Origin of the sequence: Paracoccus sp. SM22M-07, from assembly GCF_001887735.1 — a bacterium.
In the GTDB taxonomy this organism is placed as follows: domain Bacteria; phylum Pseudomonadota; class Alphaproteobacteria; order Rhodobacterales; family Rhodobacteraceae; genus Paracoccus.
Genome location: NZ_JPKW01000001.1, coordinates 542,020 through 563,570 on the forward strand (window position 1 = coordinate 542,020; position 21,551 = coordinate 563,570).

Consider the following 21,551-nt stretch of genomic DNA (forward strand, 5'->3'; position numbering starts at 1 on the left):
TTATTATCCAGACGTGCGCCCGCCAGGAACTTCCCTAGCGGGCGTTCGTCGTTCTGGATACTCTCAATACATCAGCGGAGGGCATCATGGTCGCTATTGCGGACACCAATCAGCACCGCTTTGTAGAGATGCCCGGTGGCTCGATCTATGATGTTTCGCTGAAACGCGAAGTCTGCCGAGTTTCAGTTGGTGAGTTGCATATCCATGATGCTGCCGATCTTATTAGCGTCATCATAAACGCCTTGTCCTCTAAGTATGGGCGAGAAGTGGGCTATGTTCACCATCAAGCTTGATGACGCCGATCTGCAGCGGAACCTGCGCCAACTGGCAGACAAGGATGCGCGACAGGCAGCGGCCTGGGCACTAAATGACACGGCTGCCGATGTCCTGACGCATGTGCAGAACCGGATGGACGCGGTCTTCGACCGTCCCACGCGGTTCACCAAGAACGCCTTCATGGTTTGGCGGGCCAAGCCGAACAGTCTCGAAGCCTTCGTCATGGAACGTCCCTCGGTCGGCCGGCGGCATTACCTGAAGATGCAGGAACTGGGCGGCGCGCGCGGCCAGACGGGGCTTGAGGCGCTGCTGTCCTCGCGGCTGGCCTATGACGGCATCATCCAGTCGGCCATCCCTGCGGAGGGCGCCAAGCTGAATGCCTATGGAAACTGGCAGACCGGCGAGCGCAACCAGGCGCTGTCGGCGGTCCAGGCGCAGCGCGACGACCGGACCAACACCACGGCCACGGCGCGCAAACGCCATCGCAAGCGGGCCGGCTTCTTCGTGCCCAAGGCCGGATCAGGGCTTTCGCCGGGGATCTGGAAGCGGGCACCAGATGGCACGATCAGCAAGGTGCTGCACTTCAGTGCCGTCGCTCCGGTCTATTCGGAGCGGCTCGGGTTCCAGGATGGTGCCGCCGAGGTCTATCGGGCCCGGCTGCCGGAACACTTGGCCCGCACATTCGCGCGGATGGTCCAGAGGGTGGCCGAACGCGGCTGACCGCCCACCCCCGCGGGTCCTTCCCGGCAAGGAACCGCACGGGGGTAATTCGCACCCCGCTATTCGCAACTTTTTCTGGAGTTTTCAGCCGCAGGGGATGGGGTTGTTGTTGGGGTTTGGCATGTCGGAACAGGATGAACTGCCCACGCTGCTGCCGGTCGAGATCGACGACACCCTGGCGCAGCTGCTGCATCGGTTCCCGTTGCCCGACACCATCCTCGACGCGGACATGAACCAGGAGGAGATCGCGCAGGCCTTCGGGACCACGGTCAACACCGTGGCAAAGTGGATCCGCGACGGCATGCCGGTGGCGCAGGTCGGCGGTAACGGTCGTGCCTACGTGCTGCGACTGTCTCACTGCTGGGCCTGGCGCAAGGGTCGCGAGGCGGATGCCGCGCACCGCAACCGCCACAACGAGAACCAGATCAGCATGCTTCGGGCCGAGTTCCTGGGCGTGGAGGTCGACAACGAAGCGGCCACCTTGTCGGGCAAGGAACGCCGCGAACTGGCCGAGGCCGATATCCGCTGGTCGGCCGCGCAGCTGAACCGCCGCCGCCTGGTCCCGCTGGATGATGTCCTCGAACTCCTGGAAAGCATCGGCAAGATCGTCCGCGATGGCCTTGAATCCATGCCCGACCGGTTGGAACGGGAACTGGACCTGACCGCCGTCCAAGTGGCGACGGTCGGCAATATCGGGTCCGACATCCTGACCACCATCGCGGACCGGATCGAGGAGGCCGAGCTGCGCGAGCGCGATGTGCCCGATGTCGATTACAACGCCAGGATCCTGATCTGACATGCGCAGCCTGGACCAGTTCGAACCGCTGCCGCCCTATGCCGATCCGCGTGTGGCCCTGAAGATGGCGCTGCCCGCCTGGCGGCCGGCCCAGAAGATCTCGGTCACCGAGGCCGCCGAGCGCACCATGCGGGTGAACGTGTCGGGACAGTGGCAGCCCTTCCGGCGCGATGTCACGCCCTACATGGTCGAGCCGACCGACATGATCGCGTCTCGGACCTATCGGGGGCTTTCCTTCTGCGGGCCGTCGCAATCGGGCAAGACGCAGATGCTGCAATCGGCCATCGCCTATACGATCACCGCCGACCCGGGCCGCGTGGCGCTGTTCCAGATGACCCGCGAGGCCGCGGCGGAGTTCGAGCGCAACAAGATCTCGCCGATGGTGCGCAACAGCCCGGAACTGCGGGCCCGCCAGGGCAGCGGGCGCGGCTCGGACAATATCTATCACAAGCTCTTCACGGGCGGCACGCAGCTGACCCTGGACTGGCCGACGATCACAAAGCTCAGCTCGGCTACCATCCGCTTGGTGCTGGGGACCGATTATGACCACTTCCCCGAAAGCATCGATGGCGAGGGGGATGCCTATTCGCTGATGCGGGCCCGCGCGCGGACCTATCTGTCCCGTGGCATGGTCGTGGTCGAAAGCAGCCCGGGCGCGCCGTTGAAGGACGAGTCCTGGCGTCCGTCCTCACCGCATGACTGCCCGCCGGTGGAATACGGCGTGCTGTCGCTCTATCCGCACGGCACGCGGGGTCGTTGGTACTGGCCTTGTCCGAACTGCGAGGCCGGGTTCGAGCCGACCTTCCGGCGCCTGCGCTATCCCGACAGTGCCGATCCGATGGAGGCCGGAGAGGCGGCGCAGATGATCTGCCCGCATTGCGGCCACGGCTTCGGCCACCAGCTGAAGCGCGAGCTGAATGCGGCTGGCCGGTGGCTGCACGAGGGTCGCGAGACGGATGCGAACGGTCAACCGAAGCTGGTGACGATCGACAGCGGCGGGGTGCGCAAGACCGACCTGCTCAGCTACTGGCTCGACGGAGCGGCGGCGTCCTTCTCATCCTGGCGCGAACTGGTGACCACCTATTGCCAGGCGGTGAAGACCTTCGAGGCCACCGGCGACGAGGAGAAGCTGAAGACGGCGATGAACACCGGCCAGGCCCAGCCCTATTTCCCGCGCTCTGCGGTGTCCGACCTGGAGGTGACGGTGCAGGGTCTGCGCGACAAGGCCCGCGGCCTCGATCTGCCGAAGGGCACCGCGCCCCGGTGGGCGCGCTACCTGACCGTCTCGGTCGACGTCCAGGGCACGTATTTCTCGGTTGGGGTGACGGCCTGGGGCGAGAACGGTCAGCACATGCCGATCGACCGCTTCGACATCGTCACCCTGCCGGGTGCCGGCGAAGGACGCCGCCTCAAGCCCTTCGAGGTCGCCGAGGACTGGGAGGTGCTGGCACCGCTGGCCGAACGCAGCTGGCCGGTGGCCGGATCGGACGCGCGCATGACGGCCGTGGCACTGGCCATCGACCTTCACGGCGGCGGGGCCACCACGGATAACGCCTATCGGTTCTACCGGGGCCGCCGCCGCGAGGGTCAGGCGGGCCTGTGGTACCTGACCCGGGGCGAAGGCGGGCTGAAGAAACAGGACCGCGTCTGGCTCAAGGCTCCCGAGGCCGCCAGCCAGAAGAACCGCCGCCGCCGCGTCGCAAAGGACATCCAGATCCTTTTCATGGCGGTGGACCGGTTGAAGGACGCGGTCGCAGCCTCGCTGAGGGCCGAGGATGGCATGGTGAACGCCTGCCTGATCCCGGAATGGATGACGCCGGAGGAACTCGCCGAGTTCACCGCCGAACGCCGCACCCCGGGTGGATGGGAGAAGCGGCCCGGCATCGTGCGCAACGAGAGCCTCGACCACCTGGTCCAGGCCCGCGCCATGCACATCATCAAGGGTGCGGAGCGGATCGACTGGTCCGCCCCGGCCTTCTGGGCCAGCTGGTCCGCGGAGAACCCGCACCTGTTGCTGGTTGAGGCCGCATCCGAACCGACGGTCGATACCGACCCACCCGCCGGGACGGTGCCGGAGGATCAGCCGACAGACGAACCGATGCGCCCCGTGGCCCCGCCGCGCGCGCCGATCTCCGCCCCCGGTCGCGGGGGATGGATCCAGCAAAGAGGAAAGTGGCTCTGATGGCCTATACCGCGCAGCATCTTTCAGAGCTGAAGGCGAACATCGCCCGGGGTGTCACCTCGCTCGAACTGAACGGCGAGAAGGTGACCTTCCGCAGCCTCGACGAGATGCAGCGCATCGTGGCGATGATCGAGCGTGAGCTGGACCCGATGCCGGTCTCGCGCCTGATGCTGCCCACGTTCTCGCGGGGCTGACATGAACATCATCGACAAGGTGATCATGGCGATCTCGCCAGCGCGTGGGGCTGCGCGCGAGAAGGCGCGCACCGTGGCCATGCACTACCGCGCCTCGCGTCTCGGCCATCGCAACGAGGGCATCCGCGCCACCAGCGCGGATGCTGACATGGCGGGACGCAGCCGTCGCATGGTGGCCTTCTATGCCCGCGACATGATCCGCAATTCGCCCTTCGCCGCGCGGGTGCAGCAGGTCATCTCCGGCAACGTGGTCGGCGACGGGATCATCCCCAAGGTGCAGGTCTCCAAGGGCCTGCCCGAGGGTGTCCAGAAGCGCATGCGCGAGCGGGGGCTGGAGCTGATCGAGGATCACCTCGATACCACCGCCATCGACCGATGCGGGCTGCAAAACTTCTACGGCCTTCAGACCACGGCCATGAACACGGTGATCGACGCGGGCGAAGTCCTGATCCGGCGCCACCGCCCGGCCAACCGTGGCCTGGACATGCCCTTGCAGATCGAGGTGCTGGAGCCCGACTACATCGACGACGGCCGGTGGGGGCAGTCGTTGGATGGCAACGAGATCCGCGAGGGCATCGAGTACGACGCCAACGGCGACCGCGTGGCCTACTGGCTCTATACCCAGCACCCCGGGGGCGAATGGCGGCCGGGCAGCTTTCCTTCGTCATCCGAGAGGGTGCCCGCCGAGGACATCATTCACGTCTTCCGGGTTGACCGCCCCGGGCAGACGCGCGGCATCAGCTGGTACACGCCCATTGCCGAGAAGCTGCTGAACCTCGACGATTCCGAGGATGCGCACCTGATGCGCCAGAAGATCGCCGCATGCTTCGCGGCGTTCCACCGGATGGGCGAGAATGGCCGGGCACGGGGCGAGCTGGGCGGCACGCTGCAGCCGGGCGTGATCATGGAGATCGGCTCCGACGAGGAGATGGTCTTTGCCGATCCGCCGGAGGTTGGCGGCTTCGACGAGTTCGGTCGGTCCGTTCTGCGGTCTGCCGCCATGGGCGTCGGCATCACCTACGAGGCGCTGACGGGCGATCTGACCGGGGTCAACTTCAGTTCGGCCCGCATCGGGCGGCTGGAGATGGACCGCAATATCTCGCGCTGGCAGTGGCTGATGATGGTGCCGATGTTCCTGCAGCGCTTCGGCGGCTGGTTTGTCGAGGCCTGGGCCGAGGCCGAGGGCGACGAGGAGTTCCAGCGCCTGATCTGGGAAGACCCCAAGACCGTCAAGATGACCTGGGTGCCGCCGCATCGCATCCTGGTCGACCCCGCCCGCGAGTTCGGCGCGCTGAGCGATGCCGTGCGGTCCGGTTTCCAGTCCCGCCAGGGCGTGGTGCGCCAGCTGGGCGTCGATCCCGAACGCCTGCTGCAGGAACAGCTGCAGGACAAGGACGAGGCCGACAAGATGGGCCTCCTCTTCGACAGCGACCCGCGCGCCGACCCGGCCCGCAAGACCCTGACCCTTCCCGACAAGGACAAGCCTGATGAATGAACTTCTCCTGACCGGCACGGTGGGTTCCTCGTTCTGGGACGAGGACAGCTTCACTGCCAAGAGCGTCCGCGAGGCCATTGCCGGGATGACCGGCCCGCTGACCGTGCGCCTGAACTCGGGCGGTGGCATCGCGACCGAGGGTCAGGCGATCTACACCGTGCTGAAGAACCACCCCGGCGAGGTGACGGTGATCATCGAGGGGATCGCCGCCTCGGCGGCATCGCTGATCGCGATGGCGGGCGACAGGATCGTCATGCCGCTCGGTTCCATCATGATGATCCATGACCCTGCCAACTGGTACACCGAAGGCCGCGGCACCGAGGATGATCACCTGCACATCGCCAAGTCCCTGGCGGTCCTCGCGAACGCCTATGCCGGGATCTACGCGTCGCGCGCCGGGATCCCGGCGGAAGAGGCCCGCGAGATCATGAAGGCCGAGACCTATTTCGACGGCGCGGGCGCGGTCGAGGCAGGCTTTGCCACGGAGACCGATGAGGAGACCGAGGCGACCGCCGTGGCGACCTTCGACTATCGCCTCTACCCCAAGGCACCCAAGGGCCTGCGCCGGATTGGCGAAGGCCTCGCGCGGCAGGCCACCGGCAACATGATCACGGCCATGATGGCCGGACCCCACAAACCCAATCAGAAAGGCACCCAGATGGGCAAGCGCACCTCCCCGAAGACGCAGACCTCCATGTCCGATCAGGATGATCCGAACATGGTGGGCGATGACGACACCACCGCCGCAATCGACGACGACACCACGTCGCAGATGTCGGGCGAGGACGAGACCGACATGTCGGCCGAGGATGACGCCGAGGCCTCGGATGACAACGAGGCCGAGGCTGAAGGCGATGACGCGGCCACCGCCAGCGAGAGCCCGAACGCCCATGCGTCGGCGATCATGAACTTCGCGGCCTCGCGCAAGATCGGCGCCGATGTGGCCATGGATTGGATCAAGAAGGGCCTGACGATCAAACAGGCGACCAAGGAGTACACCATGAATCACGCCCAGGGTGGCACGGCCCCGCGCAACGGCCTGCCGCGTGCCTCGATCATGCGCGACGAACGCAGCACCACGCGCGCGGCGATGGCCCATGCGCTGCACGCGCAGATCGCCGGGCGCGAACCCTCCATGGCCGCCGCGCGCCAGTATATGGACATGTCCCTGGTCGAGATGGCCGCGGCCTCCTGCGGTCACCGCGGCAAGATCCGCTCGGCGGGCGACAAGATCAGCGTCTTCATGGCAGCCTCGCACTCCACGTCGGACTTTCCCGCCATCTTCAACAATGCCCTGAGCAAGGTCCTCCTGGAGCGCTACAGCGCCTTCCAGCCGACCTATCGCGCCATCGCCAAGAAGCGCAACTTCCGCGATTTCCGGCCCACGCCCCTGATCCGCACCGGCGATTTCCCGATGCTGCTGCCGATCCAGGAGACCGGCGAGATCAAGTGGGGCACCTTCGGCGAGAGCGGCGAGACTGCCGTCCTGGTCCCCTATGGCCGCGGGCTGACGATCAGCCGCCAGATGATGATCAACGACGACCTGGGCGCGATCGACGACATGCTGTCGAGCTATGGCGAGACGGTGGCCTTCTTCGAGGAACAGACCTTCTACCGCAACCTGCTGGGCGCGCGGATGGCCGACGGCCAGCTGATGTTCCACGCCAGCCGCAACAACGTCGCGGCGGCTGGCACGCAGATCACCGCCGCCGCGCTCTCTGCCGGGCGCGCGGCCATCCGCAAGCAGAAGAGCATCGACGGCGCGCCCCTGAACCTGGCGCCTGCGATCCTTCTGGTCGGCCCGGAACAGGAAACGGCCGCCGAGATGATCGTGGCGCAGATCACCGCCACCGACAGCGGTTCGGTCAACCCGTTCTCGGGCAAGCTGCAGGTGATCGTCACCACCGAGATCACCGACAATTCCTGGTATCTGCTGTCCAGCCGGGCGCCGTGCTGGATCTACGGCTTCCTCGAGGGCCAGGAGGCACCCCGCGTGCGCACCGAGGAGCCTTTCGGCACCCAGGGCTTCTCGATGACCGTCGAGCATGACTTCGGGACCGGCAATGCCGACTTCCGCGGCGGCTGGCGGAACCCGGGCGCTGCGCCCGCCTGATCCCCGATAACCAGACTGACCTGACAGAGAGCCGCCCGAGAGGCGGCTTCTGTCGTTGAACCCCCAGAGGAGAGATCCCGATGACGTCCGAGGGCCAAATCGAAAACCAGATCCGGGCAGCGGGCAAAACCGCCGCCCGGATAACGCCTGCAGACATCGATGCCGCGATCCACACCGAGGATTATCACGTGTTTCCCGGCACCACGCTGACCGTCTGTGCTCTGACTTTGCGCAATGGGTTTGTCGTGACCGGAGAAAGCGCCGCGGCCAGCCCGGAAAACTTCGACGAGAGCATCGGTCGCACGATTGCGCGGGACAACGCGCGCAACAAGATCTGGGCGCTTGAAGGCTATCTGCTGCGCGAGCAGCTGAGCAACGCCTGATTCCCCATGAATGTCCTGACAGGTCCCGCCCGCGAGGTGGTTTCTGTCGTTGAACCCCCAGAGGAGAGATCCCGATGAAGAACTATCTGCAGAAGGGCGAATCGGTCACGATCGTCGCCCCCCACGCGGTCGCCTCGGGCGGCATGGTCGTGTCCGGCCTGCTGGCGGGCGTGGCCGGCCATGACGCCGAACAGGGCACCCCCGTCGAGGCGCATCTGCAAGGGTGCTACGCCCTGGCCAAGATCTCGGCGCAGGCCTGGACCGTCGGGCAGCCGATCTATGTCAACGCCACGAGCCGCCTGGTCACGAACGTGCCCGTCGCCGGCGCCATCCTGATCGGCGTGTCGATCGAGGCCGCCGCAAACCCTTCGCCCACGGGTGCGGTTCGTCTGAACGGTGCGATCCCGGCTGCCGCTGCCACCTGATGACCCGCCTCTTCAACGGCCTCTCGGGGATCCTCGCCGGTGCCTTCGGCGCCACCGTGCAATACGCCCCGCAGCGGGGCGCGTTGCGCGACATCGGCTCGATCTTCCGCGAGCAGCCGATCGAGGTGACCGGCGCGGATGGGCAGGTGGTGCTGATCGATGCGCCGACCTGGCGGGTGGAGCGGCACCTGGTGCCGGAACTGGCCCGCGATGACCAGATCCTCGTGCCCGATGGGCGGCTCTTCAAGGTGACGGCGGTGCATCGCAGCGGATCGCCTGCGGAGGATGCCTTCGTCATCGCCGAGCTGCACCGGGTGGAGCTCTGATCATGGCCCATTACCGCAGCCTCTTCCGGGCCACCGCGCGGGCGGCGCTGGCCGCCCATCCGCATTTTGCCGGCGTGCGGATCCTGAAGGTCTGGCCGGACAGCGTCGATGCCGCCAGCCTGCCGGTGATCGGCGTCCTGACCCCGCAGGAACCCAGCCAGCGCGACAGCCAGCGATCGGTCACCCGCCGCACGCTGTTGCAGATCGCGCTGCGCCGCATCGGCGGCGACGAGATCGAGGACGTGCTGGACGAGGACAGCGCCATGATCGAGGCGATCATCAACGATGCCCTGCGGTCAGGCGAGACCCGCGCCCAGCTGGAGGAGACCTCGATCGTCAGCCACAGCCAGTCGGAGGCCTTCGTCGGCACTCTTGTGATGAGTTTCCGGCTGCAGACCTGGCAGCCCGAAGCGACCCTGACCTAAACCCAAACCAAGGAGCATGACGCATGGACGGCATGATCGGCTATGATTCCACGGTGCGCATCGGGCGTACCCCGTCGGGCGGCGGTGCGCCCGTGATGACCGAACTGGCGCTGGTGGGCGATATCGAAGCCCCCGACGAGCAGGTCGACGAGGTGCAGGTCACCCACATGAAGTCGCCCGGCCGCCGCCGCCAGTTCATCGCCGGGCTGATCGACAGCGGCGAGGTCACCGTGCCGATGAACTACATCCCCGGATCGCCGACCCATCTGCTGCTGAGCGAGATCAAGGCATCGGGCGAAGAGGTCCTGATCGAGTTCACGCTCGGCGCAGAGGGCGAGCCGGAGACCTTCAGCGGCTTCCTGAAGGGCTATGGCCGCACCGCGCCCATCGATGATAAGATGACGGCCAGCGCCACCTTCCGCCTCTCCAGCTTCATCATCGCGGAGTGATCGCATGGCACAGTTGACGGGGATCATCGACGCCAAACATGACGGCGCGACCTACCGGCTGACGCTCGGCATGTCGGGGCTGGCCAGGCTGCAGGAGGAATACGGCAAGGGGCTGGAGCCGCTGATCGCCATGGCCGAGGAAGGAGAGGCACCGGACTTCGCCGTGCTGCTGCGCGTGACCCAGGTTGCGCTGGAACGGTTCCACCCCGATGCCGACCCCTACCTGGCCGATGACCTGCTGGCAGCCGATGTCGGCATCGCCGTGGAGGTCATGAATGCCGCCTTTGCAGGGCTGCAGGCGGCCACGCCGGGAAAGGCCGGGGGCGCGACCGCGTCGGGAAAGGCCACCGCGCCCCGCGGCAAGGCAAAGCCCGGCAAGCGGGGCTGAACATTCCCGAGCTCTACGAGGCCTGGCTGACCCTCGGCCTCGATCCCGACCGGTTCTGGCGGGTCACCCCCGGCCTCTACATGATCGAAACGGATGCCGCGCGCGCCCGGATCGAGCGGCAGGACGAGATGACCCTGACCGCCGCCTGGCTGACCGCCAGCCTGCAACGCGCGAAGAAGATCCCGCCGCTGAAGACACTGCTGGGCGGGTCCGATGCAAAACCCGATATCGGCTTCTACTTGGCCAGCGCGAAGGCCGCGCTGCCCAGGGTCAGACTGAGCGACTGGATGGCCGGCAAGGCCAAGATCCCGCCCCCTGAATAACGCCGCCCCCTGAACAACGGAGAATGCCATGTCGTCATCGCGTCTGATCGGTCGGCTTCGCGTCGTCATGGGGCTGGACGATGCGCGCTTCCGTCAGGGCCTCGGCGATGCCGCGACCGGCATGCGCCGGCTTGGCCAGGATCTGCAGCGGATCGGGGCCGGCATCTCGGCCCGGGTCACGGCCCCGATCCTGGCGGCCGGTGCGGCAACGACCGCCGCCTTCGTCACCAGCGCCGACAGCCTGGCCGATCTGCAGCGGCAATCCGACCTGGCGGGGATGTCCGCAGAGGAGTTCAAACTCGCCGCGATGACCGTCCAGGATTACGGCATCGAGCAGGACAAGCTGGCCGATATCCTGAAGGACGTGAACGACAAGTTCGGCGACTTCGTGGCCACGGGCGCCGGGCCCCTGGCCGACTTCTTCGAGGAGATCGGCCCCAAGGTCGGGCTGACCATCGACAGCTTCAAGGGGCTGTCATCCTCGGATGCGCTGGCGCTCTATGTCACCGCGCTGGAAGACGCCAATGTCAGCCAGGCCGAGATGACCTTCTACATGGAGGCCCTGGCCAGCGATGCGACGGCCCTGATCCCGGCCTTCCGCAACAGCGGCGAAGAGATCCGCCAGACCGCCAAGCGCGCCCGCGAACTGGGCCTCGAGATCGACGAGAGCCTGATCCAGGGCGCGCGCGATGTCCGCAAGGATTTTGCGCTGGTCTCCGGGGTTCTCTCGACGCAGCTGCAGCAGGCGATCATCGGGCTCGCGCCGGTCATGGCCACGCTGATGACCGAGCTGACGCCGCTCCTCGAGGGGATGATGCAGGGCGTGGCGCGGCTGGCCGAGTTCACCACCAGGCTGGCTGCGGCCAGCCCGGAAGCGCTTGGCTGGGGCATCGGCCTCACGGTCGCGGCCGCCGCCATCGGTCCCTTCCTGGCGGGCCTCGGCTTCATGATCAGCGGCATCGTCTCGGTCGGAAGTGCGCTTGCCAAGGTCACGGCGCTCCTGATGGCCAACCCGATCGGGCTGGCCGTGGCCGGCATCGCCGGGGCCGCCTATCTGATCCATCGCAACTGGGACGCGGTCGGGCCGTGGTTCGCGCGGCTCTGGGACGACGTGCGCCAGATCTTCGCGGGCTTCGGCCAGTTCCTCTCGGGGGTCTTCAAGGGCGAATGGTCGGGTGCCATCGACGGGCTGAAGACGGCATGGGATGGGCTCAAATCCTATTACCAGACCCTGTGGGACGGCATCAGGGGCGTGTTCACCGCAGCCTGGGAAGAGGGCATCAAGCCGATCACCGACAAGCTGGGCATGACCGATGGCATCCAGCGGGGCTGGGAACGCCTGAAGAGCTTCTTCACCACCCTCTGGGACGGCATCGTCGCAGCCTTCGAGGCGGCATGGGCCCGGATCGAGCCGATCGTCACCAAGGTCTCGAACGCGGTCATCGCCGTCACCGATGGCCGGAACCGGCTGCTGGGCAGCCGCGACGGGCCGATCAGCAGCGGCTATGACCCTTCGACCGATCCCGGCGACGCGGGCCTGATCCTGCCGCCGGCCGGGGGCGATGTCGCGGCGGGTTACGCCGACGGGGTGAATGCTGGCCATGGGGCCGCCTACCAGGCCGGGGCAGCCCTTGGCGCCGCCACCGAAGAGGGGCTGCGCGACCAGACCGAGACACGCTCGCCCTCGCAGCTGATGCGGCGCATCGGCGGCTATCTGAGCCAGGGCCTGGCCCTTGGCATCGGCGAGGGGGCCGTGTCGGTCAACGTTGCGGGGGCCGGGCTGGGACAATCCTTCGCCGACACGATGACGCCCTACTTTCAGCGGGTGATCGACGGCACGATCAGCGTCAGGGACGCCTTTGCGGCCATGCTTTCCGATATGGCCTCGCGGCTGATGTCGAGCGGTCTGAACAGGGTCCTCGGCGGCATCGGCGGGGCGCTCTTCGGCGGTGTCGACGCGCTGCAGGGTGCAGGGCTGAATGCCATCCCGGCCTTCGCACGCGGCACGCCCTTCTCCCCCGCAGGCCTTGCGCGGCTGAACGAACGCGGCGGCGAGATCCTGAACCTGCCGCGCGGTACGAAAGTCATCCCGCATGATATCTCCAAGAGGATGATGCAAAATCGTAGGGATGACGTGTCATTCCACGTCACCGCGTCTTTCGATCAAGATGCCCAGCCTATCATTAAGAGTGTCGTCCGCAGAGAAGCTCAGATGTCAGCTAATCAAACGGTCAGAGGCACAAGCCGTGCTGCGGCTGACGCTAAATATCTCAGGGGAGGCAACTGATGCAGATCAACTTCCCTGGGAATATCCGCATCAAGCGCATTCGACCTAGGCTGGAAGGTCTTCGGTCGTCGCCTTTCGTCAATATCGACGGGGAGCCATACGCCCGCCCAAGCCTCAATGGCCGGTGGCGTGTCGAGATGGATCTGATGTGCGCCATCGAAGACGAATATCTGGCGCTATCGGCATTCCTGATGGCGATGAGTGCTGGCAACACGACGACACTTCCTATGACCACGCATTGGCTGCCGAATGACAGCAATGGGCGCAGGTTGAACGGCTTCGCCGAGGCCCCGGAGTTCACAGGCAACCACGAGGGCTGGATCTCCGAGCCTTTCGCCGGATACACGCTTCGCACTCCGGCAACGCGCAGGGACAGCTTCATCGACGTCAACGTGCCTGAACTGTCACAGCTGCGCCCAGGGCACAGGATTACCCTCGGCGATCGATTGCATGAAGTGATCGGCGCGTCCCATATTGCGGAGAGCGACACAGCGCAGCGGTTGTCCCTGATGCCCAATGTCCGACAGAACGCAGATGCAGGGTCTCTCGTGGTAGTGGACCAACTGAAATTGCACGCGCAGATGGAAAGCGCGGGCGACCTTGAGGTGTGGCAGGTCCCATTCGGCGAAGTGACGGCGGTTTTCGTGGAGGCATTCTGATGAGCATCCACGACATCCCGGACGATCAGCTGCGCCGGGGCGACATCGGCTGCACGATCCTGTGCCAAATGGATTTCGCGACAAACCCGCAGCGGTGGTGGCTGGGCTATGGCGATCTGACGGCCGGCGGGGTGGAATATAACGGCACGGGCGACGTCATCCAGATCAGTGCCATCAATATCACCTACGGCATGTCAGCGGGCATGGTTCGCTTCAACATTCCCAACGCATCGCCGGAGATGGTTGCGCGCTGCGACAACCAGGCGGCGGAGGTCAACAACCGCGTCTGCCGGATCTTCTACCAGCTGTTTTCCACCGTCGAGCGCGGCGGGAAGCATTCGGGCAGGCTGATCGGGGAGCCGATGGCGATTTTCACGGGGGTCATGCGGGATATGCGCAGCACGTCCAGCGCCGAAAGCCGGGAAATCGAGCTTGAAGCATATGGTCGGCTGTCCCGGCAGGGGCGCGCGCCTTATGGGCGATGGACGGACGCGGACCAGCAGGCGCGGTATCCCGGGGACACGGGCTTGGGCCTGCTGGCGGCGTTGAAAGATAAATCCGTGACCTGGGTCCCTGCAAGCTAGCAGGTATAGTCGAACTCATACTGCGGGTGCATCAACTTCCGTCCTGCGGTGATTGTGCAGCCCTTCGCGGCAGCAAACTGCTGTGCGGCGGTTTTCATTCCGGCATTCGGGTCTATCCCATCCGAACCCAAACCAAGGGTCGCGCCCTTTGCCATGCCTGCGGCAAGGGAGCCACCAATTGTCGGCGTGATCATGAGCCGGTTTTCAGCGGGCTGATCATACACCCGGTAGTTCGTCCCGTCAGAGGTGAAAGCGACAGGCTTTGTGTCTCCATAATTCTGCATGATGCCTTGCGCGGGTGCGCAGGCGACCACCGCCAGAAGGGCGGGTAGAGCAAATGAAATTTTCATGGGCAATCCTTTGGTGGGAAAAATGAACGTTGGTTTTGCAGTCGACGCAGACATACCGCGGATCATCGACATGGTGGAGCGGCTCCGGGAGGCTGTCAACGGGCCGCAGAAGCCATGCCGCATCAGGACTGGCCAGACCATCGCAGGTCTCATCCATAGCCCCGAAGGGGCTGTGTGGGTGTCTGAGCGCGGCTTCATCGCGGGTGAGATCGTCCAGACGATCATCAACCCAGATCCCGTGGCGCACGAGCATGGCTGGTACGCAGAAGATCGCAGCGGCCTGCGACTGCTAAAGACTTTCGAGAACTGGGCGGCGTCCAAAGGGGCGACTTTGATCCGGCTTTCCTGCAATGGCGGGGTAGCGCAGCAAATCCTTGAGCGTGCCGGATACCGAGCCGCTGAGATAGCAATGGTGAAGTAATGGCCGTATTCAGCGCGATCAGCTATGGCATTGGCTATGCCGTGGGCTTCCTTGGCGCTGCCGCTGGCCTGTCAACTGGAACCATACTCAGCCTGGCAACAGCGGCCACTCAGGTTGCGGCAAGCGTTGCCGTCAACGCTGTTGCTCGCGCGCTCGCTCCCAAACCGAATGTTCCTCAGCAGGACATTCAGGCGACGATCAATCAGACCGACGCGCCGCGCCGGATCTATGTCGGGCAATACTTGGCAGGCGGCATTCGTGCCTTTTTCGATGTAAAGGGTTCGATCCTTTACCAGCTGGTCCTGGTGAACCACGGGCGTATCACCAGCTTCGAGGAATTCCGTATCGATGGAAAGCCTGTCGCGCTGGATGGCGTCGATGTCGTCGGATCCAAGGAGGAAGGTTCGGTCTTCGTCGCCACGCACAACGGTAGTGGGAACGGCGGCGATTATTCCGCCCTGCTGGACAACTTCCCCACGGTCTGGAATGCGTCCCGCCGTCTTGAGGGGCAGGCGACCTTCCTGGTGCGGGCCAAGGCACCTTGGCAAGACGAGTTCTCCAAGGTCTTTCCGAAGGGATACAACACTACGTTCCAGTGGGTCATTCGCGGCCAAGCCATCTATGACCCCCGCGCTGGCAATACGGCATATCGCGACAATGCGGCACTGGTGGAAGCGCACTACCTGACCCACGCCGACGGCTTCAAGCTATCGGTGGACAGCATCGATTGGGACAGCGTCTCGGCCATGGCTGCGGTCTCTGACCTGCCCGTGGAACAGCTGAGCGGGAACGTTGCGCCGAACTTCCGGCTCTGGGGATACTGGACGCTGGACGAGGAGCCGAACCAGGTCCTCGCCCGAATGGAGACCTCCAGCGGCATCCGGCCCTATGAAATGCAGGATGGGCGAATCGGTCTGATCGGTGGCCCGTTCGGGCAACCGGCCTGCACCCTGACAGCCAAGGACATCAGCGAAATCCGCACGTCGGAGGCGATCAGCGAACGCGAGGGCTACAACGTCCTGCGCGTCTTCTACCTGTCGCCGACGCAGAAATACGAGGTCTTTGAGGCCAAGGCATGGCGCGACGAGTCGCGGCTGGTCCAAGAAGGCGAGATCGTGCAGGAGTTTAGGGCCGAAATGTCCCCCAACCGATCGCAGGCCCGCCGCCTGGCAAAGCGCCGCATGCATGACGACAACCGGCAGAAGGTGGAGATCATCACCAACCTTGTCGGCCTGAAAGCGCGCTGGCCGCGCTATCACGGCCAACGCCACACGATCCTCTTGGACTATCGCCCGGAGGATGGATCAGGGCGGGTCATTCAGGGCGAATACGAGGTTCTGGATCACGAGTTCGATCCAGTTGACCTGAAGTGCCGGATAGAGCTCGGCCGGGTTGACCGCGCTTCGCAGGCATGGACGCCGGCAGAGGAAGGCGAAGGGACGGACCCCCTGCCCGACATGCCTGGGGATGTCGCACCACCGCTGCTGGCTGCATTTTCGCAGCGCGTCATCAACATCAGCGCCGGGACCAAGCAGGCGATCCTTGAAGTGTCAGCCGTGCCGATCGCAGACCGGGATGACCTCGGCCTCACGGCTCAGTTCCGCAAGGTGGGCGAAGCCGAATGGACGGACATGACGGCCACAGATCTTCGCGCGCAGTCGCCGGCGATCGAGGATGGCGCACAGTATGAGGCGCGGGCGCGTTGGATCGGCGTCTTCGAAGGTATTGCGCCTTGGATCATGCTGGGTCCGATCACCGTGCAGATCGACGCCACAGCGCCGGGGGCGCCGACCGAGCTCATGCCGGGCGGGTCTGCGGCATCGATAACCTGGCGAAACCCGACGACGGGCTTCTATGAGATCCGCGTCTATCGCAGCGCCACGACCAACCTGGGCGATGCGACGCTGAACGGTCGCGTGACCGGCGGGGCGTCGGGACAGATCTCGGAATACCAGGATCTGACCGCCCCCACGGGGACAAGCTATTACTGGGTCCGCGCCGCGAACGTGTCCGGCGTCGAGGGTCCAGCCGCAGGTCCGGCGACCATCACAGTCTGATCTTTCGGAAATCAACGAGACAGCCCGCGATTGCGGGCCTTTTACGCATGGGGCCTGCTGATGCCGACTTTTGAGGAACTCGTCCACCTGAACCTGCGGGACCATCAGGGCTACACCGGGGACGGCCAGGGCGGTGACGGGGCATTGCCGGTTGGGGATACTTCAACGGCCCGCAAGCCGATCGACAAGCGCGACCTGCGGACCCTGTTACTGGCTCCGCAGGCGGCGGTTCAGTCGGCCCTGGATGCAGCTGACCGTGCTGAGCAGGCAGCAGAGGACGCGGCTTCGGTGCAGGCCGACATCCAAGGGGCAACGCTGTTCGCGGCCACGATGGCAACGCTGTTGGCAAGCCCCGTCACCAGCTATCCGCTTGGCACGATCTTCACGACCCGCAAGGAGGGATACTCCTTCGAGGTGGTCGCCCTTGGGGATGATCCCGACCTGATGACGGCGGGCGGGGTGTTCCTGCGCGCGCTGCCTGATGGCGATGGCTTCGTGAGCCTTGCCCAGTTCGGCGCGGTCGCTGATGGGGATCGCTACACCGGCACGGGAACGGACAACACCGATGCCATCCGCAAGGCGTTCGCCAGCGTCTACAACATCAAGATCGGGTGGGGCACCTTCGCTGTGCGCGACACGATCCAGAACTTGAGGGAGAACCGGGTCGTCAAAGGTTCCGGCATGGGCATGTGCTGCTCGTCACCGATCCAGGACCGTCTGTATTTCAAGGCCCCCAGCTGCATCTTGGCAATCGGCGACACGGCGACGAAGCGGGTCATCACGCGGCGCAAATATCGGGCCAGCGCAGCTGATCCGAACGACCCCGCACTGGCAGCTGTCATCGAGAACTGGGGCGCAGGATCGACCTTCAAAGACTTCTCGATCGAACTGTTCTGCGACTACACGAACGCGGCCCGCACCAACCTCGGTGCGAATTGGGATGTCGGGTTCTTCAACGGCTGCCGGTCGAATGTCGGCCTCGATCACGTCTCGATCCTCGGCTATTTCCGCGCGGCCAGCACTTATTGGGATGTGACCGACGCATACGGCATTCCGAACCTCCTGGACATCTACGGCGATCCGGTTCCGTTCCCCACGCTTGGGGATGACGATGGCCCGGAATATGGCCGGGGGTCCGGCGCTGACGGCTGCTGGATGCATCGCTGCGAGATCCGCGGCAGGCTGGCTCGTGTCATCCTCGGCCCGGATCGCAACCGCACCGGGGCGGCGTATTATGACTGGGTGACGGATGCGACCTATCCCGATGACCGGGGGCAGTCAGGAGCATCCGATTTCCGTTCGCGCGATTGCGCGCTGCGGGCGGAGCATCATTCCAACAGCCGCATGAAGGACCCTGCCGGATACGGCGACACGCTGACCTATGCGGGCATGATGTCGGAGCCTGATTTCGCGCCTGCGGTCCAGTACATCGACAGCGGCGTGACCAACAGTCCTGACGTGGCAGGCCCCACGGCCGCCGCGCGCGGGATCGTGCTGGATGACCTGCGGTATGTTTCGCGCGAGGCGTTCAGCACCCGGCTTGGGCAGGTGAAGGAACTGTATTTCGGCCGGCGCACCTGGGCGGAAAGCGCAGGCACGCCAGCGGCGCTGACCGACACCCTGGGCGCGGACATCTTCGCCAACCGCGTGAACGAAGAGACCCATTTTTACGGTCACCTCTGCACGAACGAAGACACGGGCCGCGTGGTTTGGGAGAACACGGTCCTCTCGATCTTCACCAAGTGGGTCTACAGCTGGCAATGGACGCAGCTTATCGATCGGCAGGGCCGCAAGCGCGGCATCGACTGCGGCATCGAGCGGACGGCAACTGGGGCATCCGGGGCGATCAAGTTCAACGTCAAGACGGGCGGGGTCATCCAGATCACGCCAGGCGGCGTCGGTTCCGGCGTCGTCCTGCTGGATGCCGGGGGTCTGTTCCGGTTCGACACGGCCAGCACGCCCGTCCTGCGGTCGGTCGGCAGCCTTGAGGCCAACGTCACGCTTCTCGCCCCCGGCACCGAACCGACCAACGACAACACACCGGCTGAACACATTTCATTCTCAGCCTTCCCCGGCGAAATCCGCTTCCGCAATCGGCTTGCGGTCGGTGCGGTTGACCTATCCTGGAGCCTCCTTTGATGACCATTGTAGATGACATCAATCGCATCTTCCGCGACCGTGAGAAGTACACGGGCAATGGCGGAAATGGGGCACTTCCTGTTGGCGATATGTCCTCCGCCGCCAAGAAAATCGAAAAAAAGGACCTGCGGGAAATCTTCATCCGGTTGGCTCAGCTCCTCGGAGATGCGGGGGCGCTTGAGGAAATTCGCGATGCGATCGATGAACTCAAAAAGGAGACGCGAACGCTCGAATATTTCGGGGCTGTTGGGGATGGGGTGACGGATGACGCTCCGGCTCTTCAGGCGGCGATCGACTACGCCAAGAGCGAAGGGGCCATCCTGCGCGGGACGCCAGGCAAGACCTACCTCTACAGATCGCCACTGGACGCCAGCCTGCCGCTCGGGAACAACACCCGCTGGTCTCTGGACCTGACCGGCTGCGTGATGAAGCAGGACTTCGCGGGGCGCGACCAGATTGGGTTGCGCTTTTCCGTTCCCGGCGGGCGGGCTGGTGGCGTTGTCCGGCTGCGTGGGGCGCGGTTCGAGAATGGCCCGGACGCCGTCGCCAACCCACCGATCATGCTGGACACCTCGGGGACGGCGAACGTCCATGGCGATGAGTTGCACTTCGCTGGATCGACCAACACGCAATGGCGCGGCGACAGCATGTACAACAACCGTTTCAAGCGGTTTACGCACTACTACGGCGGCATGTTCATGCCCTACAAGATTTCCACCGGGGTCACGTTCAGTACTACCTTCGGGTCACCGATCATCGAAGCCAACCCTGAGCATTTCAGCGCGGCAGATGTGGGGCGGAACCTGACGCTGACCCGCGCCGATGGGCGTTCCGAGATGTTCAGGATCGACGCCTTCGTCAGCCCAACGCAGGTCATGGCATCCAAGGCAGCGACTACGAACTACAGCGATGCGACGGGCAACTGGGAACACGCCCGGATCACGCTGTCTGGCACGACGGCAACCATCCTCGGCGCGGACTGGCCGGTCAACATCGCGGGCCAGTCGATCTATGTCCTCGGGGCCGGAAGCGGCGGGATGCTTGCACGGCTGAAAATCGTCACCCGCAACAGCGGAACCACCGTGACCCTTGCAGAAGCCGCGCCCAGCAACGTGACCAACGCCCGGTTCGCTGTCGCCAGTGTCGATATTGGATCCAGCGTGGAATATGCAGGGGCAAACACGACGTCAATCGAGACGAACTATGTGACCATTGACGAGATGTTCGTGGAGAATTGCCGGGGCGTTCCGCTGGTCGTGAATGATGCCGCGAACCTTTGGATCTCGAACGGCAAAATCCACGGCGAGGCCCAGCCCAACGGCAACACGGCGGCAACGTCGCACCACATCTGGGCCGCTGCATGGCAGGGTGGATACGAAGGCACGCTGGAGGCCGACAACGTGTCGGGCGCGAAGGTCCTGAACATCGCGAACCCCGGCAAGCTGAAGTTCGACAACCACCTGCGGGCGATGGTCGCGATCAATCAGAAGCTGGTCGAGCATGTCAGCCCCGCGACCGGGGGCGTGGTCGAGATCGAAAGCGTCGAGGCGATCGGCAATGTCGGCGTGACGGCTCAGATCCGCGATGAAGCGCTTGGAAGCCTGGGCCTGACCCGGATCGGCAGTGTGTCGCAAGCCGGCAGCGCACCGATCTACCTGCCGACGCGACCCCACGGGCTGCTGACGCTGGACAAAGACGCGCAGGAATTCATCAACTATGACTGGTCCGAACCCCCTGTCATCGTGGACACGACGACGCTGACGGCCCATCGATCTCGGGAACTTGCCGCGACGGGCGCGCAGGTGGCGGGCGACGTGATCCGCATTGTCAGGACCGGAGCCGGGGCGTTCAATCTGAACGTTCGCGACTTCTCCAGCAGCACCACCCTGAAGGCGCTAACCCAGAACACCTGGGGCGACTTCGCGTGGAACGGCACGAACTGGCGTCTGATCGGTTACGGAACCCTCTGAGGCGTTTCCTTGATCAAGCCCAACCCGCCCCGCCATCGCGCGGGTTTTTTCATATCGGGAGACCCCATGACAACCATCGCCTACAAGCCCGGCGCGTCCGGGCCTTTCGCGTTTTTGACCAGTAAGTAACCCCCACATCACCAGGAGGCAGACATGCCGATTTCTCAACAGACCATAACCGGTTCGGTGAAGACGCCTGCCAACGCTGACGCGCCGATCACGGGCGTGACCTTCACGCTGGTGGGCTCCGACTTCGAGGCGGGCGAGATTATTGCCGTTCGCCCGGAGCAGGGCGCAGTTACCACCGAAACCGGAGATTTTGAAATCACCGTCTGGCCCAACAACATGGGTATGAAGGGCAATACCCACTACAAAATGAGCTATACCTTCAGCGACGCCACCAAAGTCACAATGGATGACAAGATCTACGTCACGAAAGGCGAAGGTCCGGTAACTATCGAAGACATCGCCTTCGACACCATAGCCCGTGGCGCGGTCAAGCCCTATGCCCTGACCATCGTGACGCAAGCCCAGTACGACGGGCTGGCGACCAAAGCGGCGAACACCGTCTATCTGGTCCGGGGGTGAT

At 64.7% G+C, this 21,551-nt stretch carries 23 protein-coding genes; 22 read left to right on the forward strand and 1 reads right to left on the reverse strand.

Features of this window, described 5'->3' with window-relative positions:
- Positions 1–86 precede the first annotated feature (86 nt).
- The 17 genes from IE00_RS19665 (at position 87) to IE00_RS02855 (ending at position 14,025) form a co-directional block, all read left to right on the forward strand.
- Entirely contained in the window at positions 87–293 is a 207-nt protein-coding gene (locus IE00_RS19665; RefSeq protein WP_139291285.1) for a hypothetical protein, read from the forward strand.
- A complete protein-coding gene (locus IE00_RS02780) occupies positions 274–996 on the forward strand; it encodes a hypothetical protein (RefSeq protein ID WP_072295496.1) in 723 nt (240 codons plus the stop codon). Before IE00_RS19665 ends, IE00_RS02780 begins: the two co-directional genes overlap by 20 nt.
- A gap of 121 nt (positions 997–1,117) precedes the next feature.
- On the forward strand, positions 1,118–1,792 hold the full coding sequence (locus IE00_RS02785) for a DUF1441 family protein (protein WP_240493773.1): 675 nt from the start codon (positions 1,118–1,120) through the stop codon (positions 1,790–1,792).
- 1 nt (position 1,793) lies between these two features.
- Positions 1,794–3,974, forward strand: coding sequence for a phage terminase large subunit family protein (locus tag IE00_RS02790; protein WP_072295497.1), 2,181 nt, complete (start codon positions 1,794–1,796; stop codon positions 3,972–3,974).
- A complete protein-coding gene (locus IE00_RS02795; protein WP_072295498.1) occupies positions 3,974–4,168 on the forward strand; it encodes a phage head-tail joining protein in 195 nt (64 codons plus the stop codon). Before IE00_RS02790 ends, IE00_RS02795 begins: the two co-directional genes overlap by 1 nt.
- A 1-nt stretch (position 4,169) precedes the next feature.
- Complete coding sequence (locus IE00_RS02800) at positions 4,170–5,663, forward strand: phage portal protein (RefSeq protein WP_072295499.1); 1,494 nt, start codon at positions 4,170–4,172, stop codon at positions 5,661–5,663.
- Entirely contained in the window at positions 5,656–7,776 is a 2,121-nt protein-coding gene (locus IE00_RS02805) for a head maturation protease, ClpP-related (RefSeq protein WP_072295500.1), read from the forward strand. The genes IE00_RS02800 and IE00_RS02805 overlap by 8 nt, the downstream gene beginning before the upstream one ends.
- An 80-nt stretch (positions 7,777–7,856) precedes the next feature.
- Positions 7,857–8,159, forward strand: coding sequence for a Gp49 family protein (locus IE00_RS02810; RefSeq protein WP_072295501.1), 303 nt, complete (start codon positions 7,857–7,859; stop codon positions 8,157–8,159).
- A gap of 74 nt (positions 8,160–8,233) precedes the next feature.
- Positions 8,234–8,584 carry a DUF2190 family protein gene (locus IE00_RS02815; protein ID WP_072295502.1) on the forward strand — a complete coding sequence of 117 codons (351 nt, stop codon included), beginning with the start codon at positions 8,234–8,236 and terminating at the stop codon, positions 8,582–8,584.
- Positions 8,584–8,910 carry a hypothetical protein gene (locus tag IE00_RS02820; protein WP_072295503.1) on the forward strand — a complete coding sequence of 109 codons (327 nt, stop codon included), beginning with the start codon at positions 8,584–8,586 and terminating at the stop codon, positions 8,908–8,910. Before IE00_RS02815 ends, IE00_RS02820 begins: the two co-directional genes overlap by 1 nt.
- Before the next feature lie 2 nt (positions 8,911–8,912).
- A complete protein-coding gene (locus IE00_RS02825; protein WP_072295504.1) occupies positions 8,913–9,335 on the forward strand; it encodes a hypothetical protein in 423 nt (140 codons plus the stop codon).
- 23 nt (positions 9,336–9,358) lie between these two features.
- Positions 9,359–9,784, forward strand: coding sequence for a phage tail tube protein (locus IE00_RS02830; protein WP_072295505.1), 426 nt, complete (start codon positions 9,359–9,361; stop codon positions 9,782–9,784).
- 4 nt (positions 9,785–9,788) lie between these two features.
- Positions 9,789–10,172, forward strand: a complete 384-nt coding sequence (locus IE00_RS02835) for a hypothetical protein (RefSeq protein WP_072295506.1) — start codon at positions 9,789–9,791, stop codon at positions 10,170–10,172.
- Positions 10,173–10,252: 80 nt separating this feature from the next.
- Positions 10,253–10,495: a hypothetical protein gene (locus tag IE00_RS02840; RefSeq protein WP_072295507.1), complete on the forward strand. Its 243-nt coding sequence runs from the start codon at positions 10,253–10,255 to the stop codon at positions 10,493–10,495.
- A gap of 28 nt (positions 10,496–10,523) precedes the next feature.
- Positions 10,524–12,782 carry a hypothetical protein gene (locus IE00_RS02845; protein WP_072295508.1) on the forward strand — a complete coding sequence of 753 codons (2,259 nt, stop codon included), beginning with the start codon at positions 10,524–10,526 and terminating at the stop codon, positions 12,780–12,782.
- Positions 12,782–13,441 (forward strand): hypothetical protein, encoded by a 660-nt coding sequence (locus IE00_RS02850; protein ID WP_072295509.1) that lies wholly within the window; start codon positions 12,782–12,784, stop codon positions 13,439–13,441. Before IE00_RS02845 ends, IE00_RS02850 begins: the two co-directional genes overlap by 1 nt.
- The gene (locus IE00_RS02855) at positions 13,441–14,025 is read left to right on the forward strand and encodes a hypothetical protein (protein ID WP_072295510.1); all 585 of its coding nucleotides are present in this window, start codon (positions 13,441–13,443) and stop codon (positions 14,023–14,025) included. The genes IE00_RS02850 and IE00_RS02855 overlap by 1 nt, the downstream gene beginning before the upstream one ends.
- Here the strand turns inward: IE00_RS02855 and IE00_RS02860 are convergent.
- Positions 14,022–14,375, reverse strand: a complete 354-nt coding sequence (locus IE00_RS02860) for a hypothetical protein (RefSeq protein ID WP_072295511.1) — start codon at positions 14,373–14,375, stop codon at positions 14,022–14,024. The genes IE00_RS02855 and IE00_RS02860 overlap by 4 nt on opposite strands.
- Between IE00_RS02860 and IE00_RS02865 the strand changes: the two genes are divergently transcribed.
- From IE00_RS02865 to IE00_RS02885, 5 genes are all read left to right on the forward strand, one after another.
- Positions 14,374–14,796, forward strand: coding sequence for a hypothetical protein (locus IE00_RS02865; RefSeq protein WP_072295512.1), 423 nt, complete (start codon positions 14,374–14,376; stop codon positions 14,794–14,796). The genes IE00_RS02860 and IE00_RS02865 overlap by 2 nt on opposite strands.
- Positions 14,796–16,853, forward strand: coding sequence for a hypothetical protein (locus IE00_RS02870; protein ID WP_072295513.1), 2,058 nt, complete (start codon positions 14,796–14,798; stop codon positions 16,851–16,853). The genes IE00_RS02865 and IE00_RS02870 overlap by 1 nt, the downstream gene beginning before the upstream one ends.
- 60 nt (positions 16,854–16,913) lie before the next feature.
- Entirely contained in the window at positions 16,914–18,992 is a 2,079-nt protein-coding gene (locus IE00_RS02875; RefSeq protein WP_139291286.1) for a hypothetical protein, read from the forward strand.
- Positions 18,992–20,962 carry a hypothetical protein gene (locus tag IE00_RS02880; protein WP_139291287.1) on the forward strand — a complete coding sequence of 657 codons (1,971 nt, stop codon included), beginning with the start codon at positions 18,992–18,994 and terminating at the stop codon, positions 20,960–20,962. The genes IE00_RS02875 and IE00_RS02880 overlap by 1 nt, the downstream gene beginning before the upstream one ends.
- A 153-nt stretch (positions 20,963–21,115) precedes the next feature.
- Positions 21,116–21,550, forward strand: a complete 435-nt coding sequence (locus IE00_RS02885) for a hypothetical protein (RefSeq protein ID WP_072295516.1) — start codon at positions 21,116–21,118, stop codon at positions 21,548–21,550.
- Position 21,551 lies beyond the last annotated feature (1 nt).

Coding starts and splice junctions, on each gene's coding strand:
- IE00_RS02805 (WP_072295500.1), top strand. CDS start 5,656: ATGAATGAACTTCTCCTGACCGGCACGGTGGGTTCCTCGTTCTGGGAC.
- IE00_RS02785 (WP_240493773.1), top strand. CDS start 1,118: ATGTCGGAACAGGATGAACTGCCCACGCTGCTGCCGGTCGAGATCGAC.
- IE00_RS02850 (WP_072295509.1), top strand. CDS start 12,782: ATGCAGATCAACTTCCCTGGGAATATCCGCATCAAGCGCATTCGACCT.
- IE00_RS02845 (WP_072295508.1), top strand. CDS start 10,524: ATGTCGTCATCGCGTCTGATCGGTCGGCTTCGCGTCGTCATGGGGCTG.
- IE00_RS02880 (WP_139291287.1), top strand. CDS start 18,992: ATGACCATTGTAGATGACATCAATCGCATCTTCCGCGACCGTGAGAAG.
- IE00_RS02780 (WP_072295496.1), top strand. CDS start 274: ATGTTCACCATCAAGCTTGATGACGCCGATCTGCAGCGGAACCTGCGC.
- IE00_RS02825 (WP_072295504.1), top strand. CDS start 8,913: ATGGCCCATTACCGCAGCCTCTTCCGGGCCACCGCGCGGGCGGCGCTG.
- IE00_RS02860 (WP_072295511.1), bottom strand. CDS start 14,375: ATGAAAATTTCATTTGCTCTACCCGCCCTTCTGGCGGTGGTCGCCTGC.
- IE00_RS02810 (WP_072295501.1), top strand. CDS start 7,857: ATGACGTCCGAGGGCCAAATCGAAAACCAGATCCGGGCAGCGGGCAAA.
- IE00_RS02815 (WP_072295502.1), top strand. CDS start 8,234: ATGAAGAACTATCTGCAGAAGGGCGAATCGGTCACGATCGTCGCCCCC.
- IE00_RS02855 (WP_072295510.1), top strand. CDS start 13,441: ATGAGCATCCACGACATCCCGGACGATCAGCTGCGCCGGGGCGACATC.
- IE00_RS02795 (WP_072295498.1), top strand. CDS start 3,974: ATGGCCTATACCGCGCAGCATCTTTCAGAGCTGAAGGCGAACATCGCC.
- IE00_RS02870 (WP_072295513.1), top strand. CDS start 14,796: ATGGCCGTATTCAGCGCGATCAGCTATGGCATTGGCTATGCCGTGGGC.
- IE00_RS02820 (WP_072295503.1), top strand. CDS start 8,584: ATGACCCGCCTCTTCAACGGCCTCTCGGGGATCCTCGCCGGTGCCTTC.
- IE00_RS02885 (WP_072295516.1), top strand. CDS start 21,116: ATGCCGATTTCTCAACAGACCATAACCGGTTCGGTGAAGACGCCTGCC.
- IE00_RS02865 (WP_072295512.1), top strand. CDS start 14,374: ATGGGCAATCCTTTGGTGGGAAAAATGAACGTTGGTTTTGCAGTCGAC.
- IE00_RS02840 (WP_072295507.1), top strand. CDS start 10,253: ATGATCGAAACGGATGCCGCGCGCGCCCGGATCGAGCGGCAGGACGAG.
- IE00_RS02875 (WP_139291286.1), top strand. CDS start 16,914: ATGCCGACTTTTGAGGAACTCGTCCACCTGAACCTGCGGGACCATCAG.
- IE00_RS02835 (WP_072295506.1), top strand. CDS start 9,789: ATGGCACAGTTGACGGGGATCATCGACGCCAAACATGACGGCGCGACC.
- IE00_RS19665 (WP_139291285.1), top strand. CDS start 87: ATGGTCGCTATTGCGGACACCAATCAGCACCGCTTTGTAGAGATGCCC.
- IE00_RS02800 (WP_072295499.1), top strand. CDS start 4,170: ATGAACATCATCGACAAGGTGATCATGGCGATCTCGCCAGCGCGTGGG.
- IE00_RS02830 (WP_072295505.1), top strand. CDS start 9,359: ATGGACGGCATGATCGGCTATGATTCCACGGTGCGCATCGGGCGTACC.
- IE00_RS02790 (WP_072295497.1), top strand. CDS start 1,794: ATGCGCAGCCTGGACCAGTTCGAACCGCTGCCGCCCTATGCCGATCCG.